At 69.1% G+C, this 4,041-nt stretch carries 5 protein-coding genes; all 5 read right to left on the reverse strand.

Annotated features, from left to right (window positions below; translation table 11 throughout):
- Nucleotides 1-326: hypothetical protein (locus FDZ70_07270; protein ID TLM74285.1), on the reverse strand; the 326-nt coding region annotated here is incomplete at its 3' end.
- Nucleotides 263-1,021 carry a radical SAM protein gene (locus tag FDZ70_07275; GenBank protein ID TLM74286.1) on the reverse strand — a complete coding sequence of 253 codons (759 nt, stop codon included), beginning with the start codon at nt 1,019-1,021 and terminating at the stop codon, nt 263-265. The genes FDZ70_07270 and FDZ70_07275, both read right to left, overlap by 64 nt.
- Complete coding sequence (gene lepA / locus FDZ70_07280; protein TLM74287.1) at nt 1,014-2,816, reverse strand: elongation factor 4; 1,803 nt, start codon at nt 2,814-2,816, stop codon at nt 1,014-1,016. Before lepA ends, FDZ70_07275 begins: the two co-directional genes overlap by 8 nt.
- A gap of 177 nt (nt 2,817-2,993) precedes the next feature.
- The gene (locus FDZ70_07285) at nt 2,994-3,224 is read right to left on the reverse strand and encodes a hypothetical protein (GenBank protein ID TLM74288.1); all 231 of its coding nucleotides are present in this window, start codon (nt 3,222-3,224) and stop codon (nt 2,994-2,996) included.
- Nucleotides 3,225-3,229: 5 nt separating this feature from the next.
- Nucleotides 3,230-3,997, reverse strand: coding sequence for a hypothetical protein (locus tag FDZ70_07290; protein ID TLM74289.1), 768 nt, complete (start codon nt 3,995-3,997; stop codon nt 3,230-3,232).
- Nucleotides 3,998-4,041 lie beyond the last annotated feature (44 nt).

A 4,041-nucleotide genomic window follows, 5' to 3' on the forward strand; every position in this document is an offset into this window, starting at 1 on the left:
CTCACGAACGAGCCGAGTCCGTCGTTCCACACGAACCGCGCACGCCAGTCGTCGGGCCACATGTTCACGAGCCGCATCCCGAGCGGCGTGAGCTTGGCCAGCGACACCGGCAGCATGCTCGCCGCACTCGGCCCCACACCGAGGTACGGCCGCCCGGTCCAGTAGCCGAGGTTGTGCTCGGACTCCTCGCCTGCACGCGCGTAGTTGGCGATCTCGTAGCGCGCGAGCCCCGCCTCGCCGAGCGCGCGCACCGCCTCGCGCATCATCGCGGCTGCCACATCCGCGTCCGGCTCCTCGACCACGCCCGCAGCCACCGCGGCCGCCATCGGCGTGCCCTCCTCGAGCGCCAGCGGTATACGCTCGCGTGCCCGGCGCCGCACTCGACCGCCGCGCGCAGCGTCTCGGCCCACGACTCCGCGCTCTGCCCCGGCACGCCGCACATGAGGTCGAGCGACAACCGCATCCCCGCGGCAGCCACCAAGCCCGCCGCCTCCCGCGCCTGCGCCGCATCGTGCGCGCGGCCGAGCGTGTGCAGCACCTCGTCGTCGAACGACTGCACCCCGAGCGACACCCGCGTCACGCCCTCGTCCGCGAGCGCGGCCGCCAGCGCCGGCGTCAGCGAGCACGGGTTCGCCTCCACAGTGATCTCGGCGCCGCGCCGCAGCCCCACCAACTCGCGGATGCCGCGCACCATCCTCGGCAGCGCGGGCCCCAGCAGCGTCGGCGTGCCGCCGCCCACGTACAGCGTCGGGACGTCGACCAGCAGGCCGTCGACCGAGAACTCCTCGAGGTACGCGAGCACGCACTCGACGAACGCGTCAGCCAGCGACGCCGCCTCCGGCAGGCGCGAGCGCACGTAGTAGACGACACCGTCGGCGTCCGTGATCAGCCGCGACGGGTCCTCGGCGGCCGAGTGGAAGTCGCAGTAGGCGCACTTCGAGCCGCAGAACGGGACGTGGACGTAGAGCGAGACGGGCAAAGGGCCCGGCGGGACGGAAGCGGTGTCGCTCGCGTCAGTCATCGACCTTCAGGATAGCCATGAACGCCTCCTGTGGCACCTCGACGTTGCCGAGGTTCTTCATCCGCTTCTTGCCCTTCTTCTGCTTCTCCAGCAGCTTGCGCTTGCGCGTGATGTCGCCGCCGTAGCACTTGGCGATGACGTCCTTGCGCTTGGCGCGCACCGTCTCGCGGGCGATGATGCGCCCGCCGATGGCCGCCTGGATGGGCACCTCGAACATCTGGCGCGGGATGATGCCGCGCAGCTTCTCGGTGAGCACCTTGCCGCGCTCGTAGGCCTTGTCCTTGTGGATGATGAACGACAGTGCGTCCACCGGCTTGCCCGCCAGCAGCACGTCGAGCTTCACCAGCGCGCTCGGCTTGTAGCCGATGTACTCGTAGTCGAGCGACGCGTACCCCTTCGTGCGGCTCTTGAGCTGGTCGAAGTAGTCCATGATCAGCTCCGACAGCGGCATCTCGTAGTGCATGTCCACCGTCGTGGCCGACAGGTACTGCATGTTCACGAACGTCGAGCGGTGGTTCTCGTTGAGCTCCATGACCGCGCCGACGAACTCCGGCGGCACGAGCACCGCGACTTTCAGGTACGGCTCCTCGATGCTCTCGATCGTGCCGGGGTCCGGCATGTCCTGCGGCGAGTGGATCGACAGCGTCTCGCCGTTGGTCTTGCGCACGTGGAACTCCACCGACGGCGCCGTGGCGAGCAGGTCGAGGTCGAACTCGCGCTCGAGCCGCTCTTTCACGATCTCCATGTGCAGCAGGCCGAGGAAGCCGCAGCGGAAGCCGAACCCCAGCGCGTGGCTGGACTCGGGCTCGTAGATGATGGCGGGGTCGTTGAGGCGCAGCTTGTCGAGGGCGTCGCGCAGGTCGGGGTACTGGTCGCCGTCGATCGGGAACAGGCCCGTGTACACCATCGGCTTGACGTCGCGGTAGCCCGGCAGCGGTTCCTCGGCGCCATGTTTGGCCAACGTGATGGTGTCGCCGACCTTCACCAGCGACGGGTCCTTGAGGCCGGTGATCAGGTAGCCGACCTCGCCCACGCCCAGTTCCGGCACCGGCACCTGCTGGGGACGCCGGACGCCGACCTCCTCGACGTCGGTGACCGTCTGCGTGGCCATCATGCGCACCTTCATGCCGGCGGCGACGTGCCCGTCGACCACGCGGATGAGCGCGACCACGCCGCGGTACGCGTCGAAGAACGAGTCGAAGATGAGCGCCTTGAGCGGCGCGTTCGCGTCGCCCGTGGGCGCCGGGACCCGCTTGACGACCGCTTCCAGCGCGTCGCGGATGCCCGCGCCGGTCTTCGCCGACGCCAGCACCGCCTCGTCCGCCGGGACCGACAGCGCCTCCTCGATCTCGTGACGCACGCGGTCCGGCTCGGCCGACGGCAGGTCGATCTTGTTGATCAGCGGGATGATCTCGAGGTTCGCGTTCATCGCCATGAGCGCGTTGGCCACCGTCTGCGCCTCCACGCCCTGCGCCGCATCGACCACGAGCAGCACGCCCTCGCACGCCTGCAGCGAGCGCGAGACCTCGTAGGTGAAGTCGACGTGGCCCGGCGTGTCGATGAGGTTGAGCTCGTAGGTCTCGCCGTCGTCGGCCGTGTAGAGCACGCGGACGGCCTGGGCCTTGATCGTGATGCCGCGCTCACGCTCGATGTCCATCGAGTCGAGGACCTGGTCGACCATGTCGCGCTGCTCGACCGTGTGCGTCAGCTCGAGGATGCGGTCCGCGAGCGTGGACTTGCCGTGGTCGATGTGCGCGATGATCGAGAAGTTGCGTATGAGGGCGGGGTCGCTCATGGCTCGGCGTAGCATACCAGCAGCGGCGCGGGACTCAGGCGCGAGGTTCTGCGGTGCGTGCGGTGCGGCCGTGCCGGTGGTCGGTCACGAGGCAGCCGGGGGTCGGGCGGCAACCGGCTCGCCTAGCCCTGGGGAGGCGGACGTCCCAGGACTTCCCGAGACCGTGCAGTCCCGCCGTCAGGCGGCCGAACGCCGCGCGATCTCGGCAACCGCTCCATCGATCAGCGACTGCGTCGCGAAGGCTCCGAGGGACTCCCTCATCGTCGCCGCTACCTCGGGGAGATCGGCTACCGTGAGGGCCTCAGACTTCTTGCTGAGCTTGATTGCGACCGAGTGGATGCAGATCTCGGTCACGGGCTTGCCAACGAGGGGTTCCAGCACCTCACGAATGGTGTCGTCGATCGTCACCGGTATCACGCCCCCCTCGGCCGCTGCACGTCCACCGCGAGCGAGGCCCCAGCCGCTATCAGGGAGAACCCGACCCACCAGCCTGCGTCGATGTACATCCCGGCCGTGTACGTGCCCTCTGCGATGAGCACGGCGAACATCGTGTCGGCGTAGACGATCGCCAGGAGCCCGGCGACGACGAGCCACCACGGCCGCGCGATCTTGCCTCCCCCGAGACGTGCTGCGGTGAAGGCGAGTGCCAGCGCGAAGGGTAGGACGAGCACCAGGTCGGCGACGGGATACGCGGCGCCGACCAGTCGCTCGAACAGCGGGTAGCTCGCGTCGGCGAGCGAGGCACGCAGCGGAACCAGCACGACGAACGCCGCGGCAGCGACACCGGCGAGCAGCGAGATCGCGACCGGCAGCATCATCCTGAGCACGCGATTGAACGAGCCGACCGCGAGAAGACAGCCCGCGGTGAGCATCGGGATCGCGGCGAGGAACACGACGTCCGCGATGCCGGGGAACGGCACCTCCTGCTTCAGCACCACTTCGTAGACGTTCCACACGCCGCCGCCCACCGACCAAAGCGCGGTGCCGATGCCGAGGAACAGCCACTGCTTGCGAAGCGGTTCCGAAGCGGGGAACTGCAGCGAGGCCCAGATGATGACGGCCGCCGCGGCACCGACGATGAGCAGGCTCGGCGCGTTGCTGATGAGTGCGGCCGCCTCCTCACCGCCCACGCCGCCGCGGATCATCAGGAGCGCCACCATCGAGAGGAGCACGCCACCCACGCCCGTCGACCACGTCCGTACGGAGGTTCCGTCCACCTTGACCC

Source organism: Actinomycetota bacterium, assembly GCA_005774595.1.
Lineage (GTDB): Bacteria > Actinomycetota > Coriobacteriia > Anaerosomatales > D1FN1-002 > D1FN1-002.

Bases quoted from the DNA above. Each gene is read 5' to 3' on its own strand.
- FDZ70_07275 (TLM74286.1), bottom strand. From the start codon at position 1,021: ATGACTGACGCGAGCGACACCGCTTCCGTCCCGCCGGGCCCTTTGCCC.
- lepA (TLM74287.1), bottom strand. From the start codon at position 2,816: ATGAGCGACCCCGCCCTCATACGCAACTTCTCGATCATCGCGCACATC.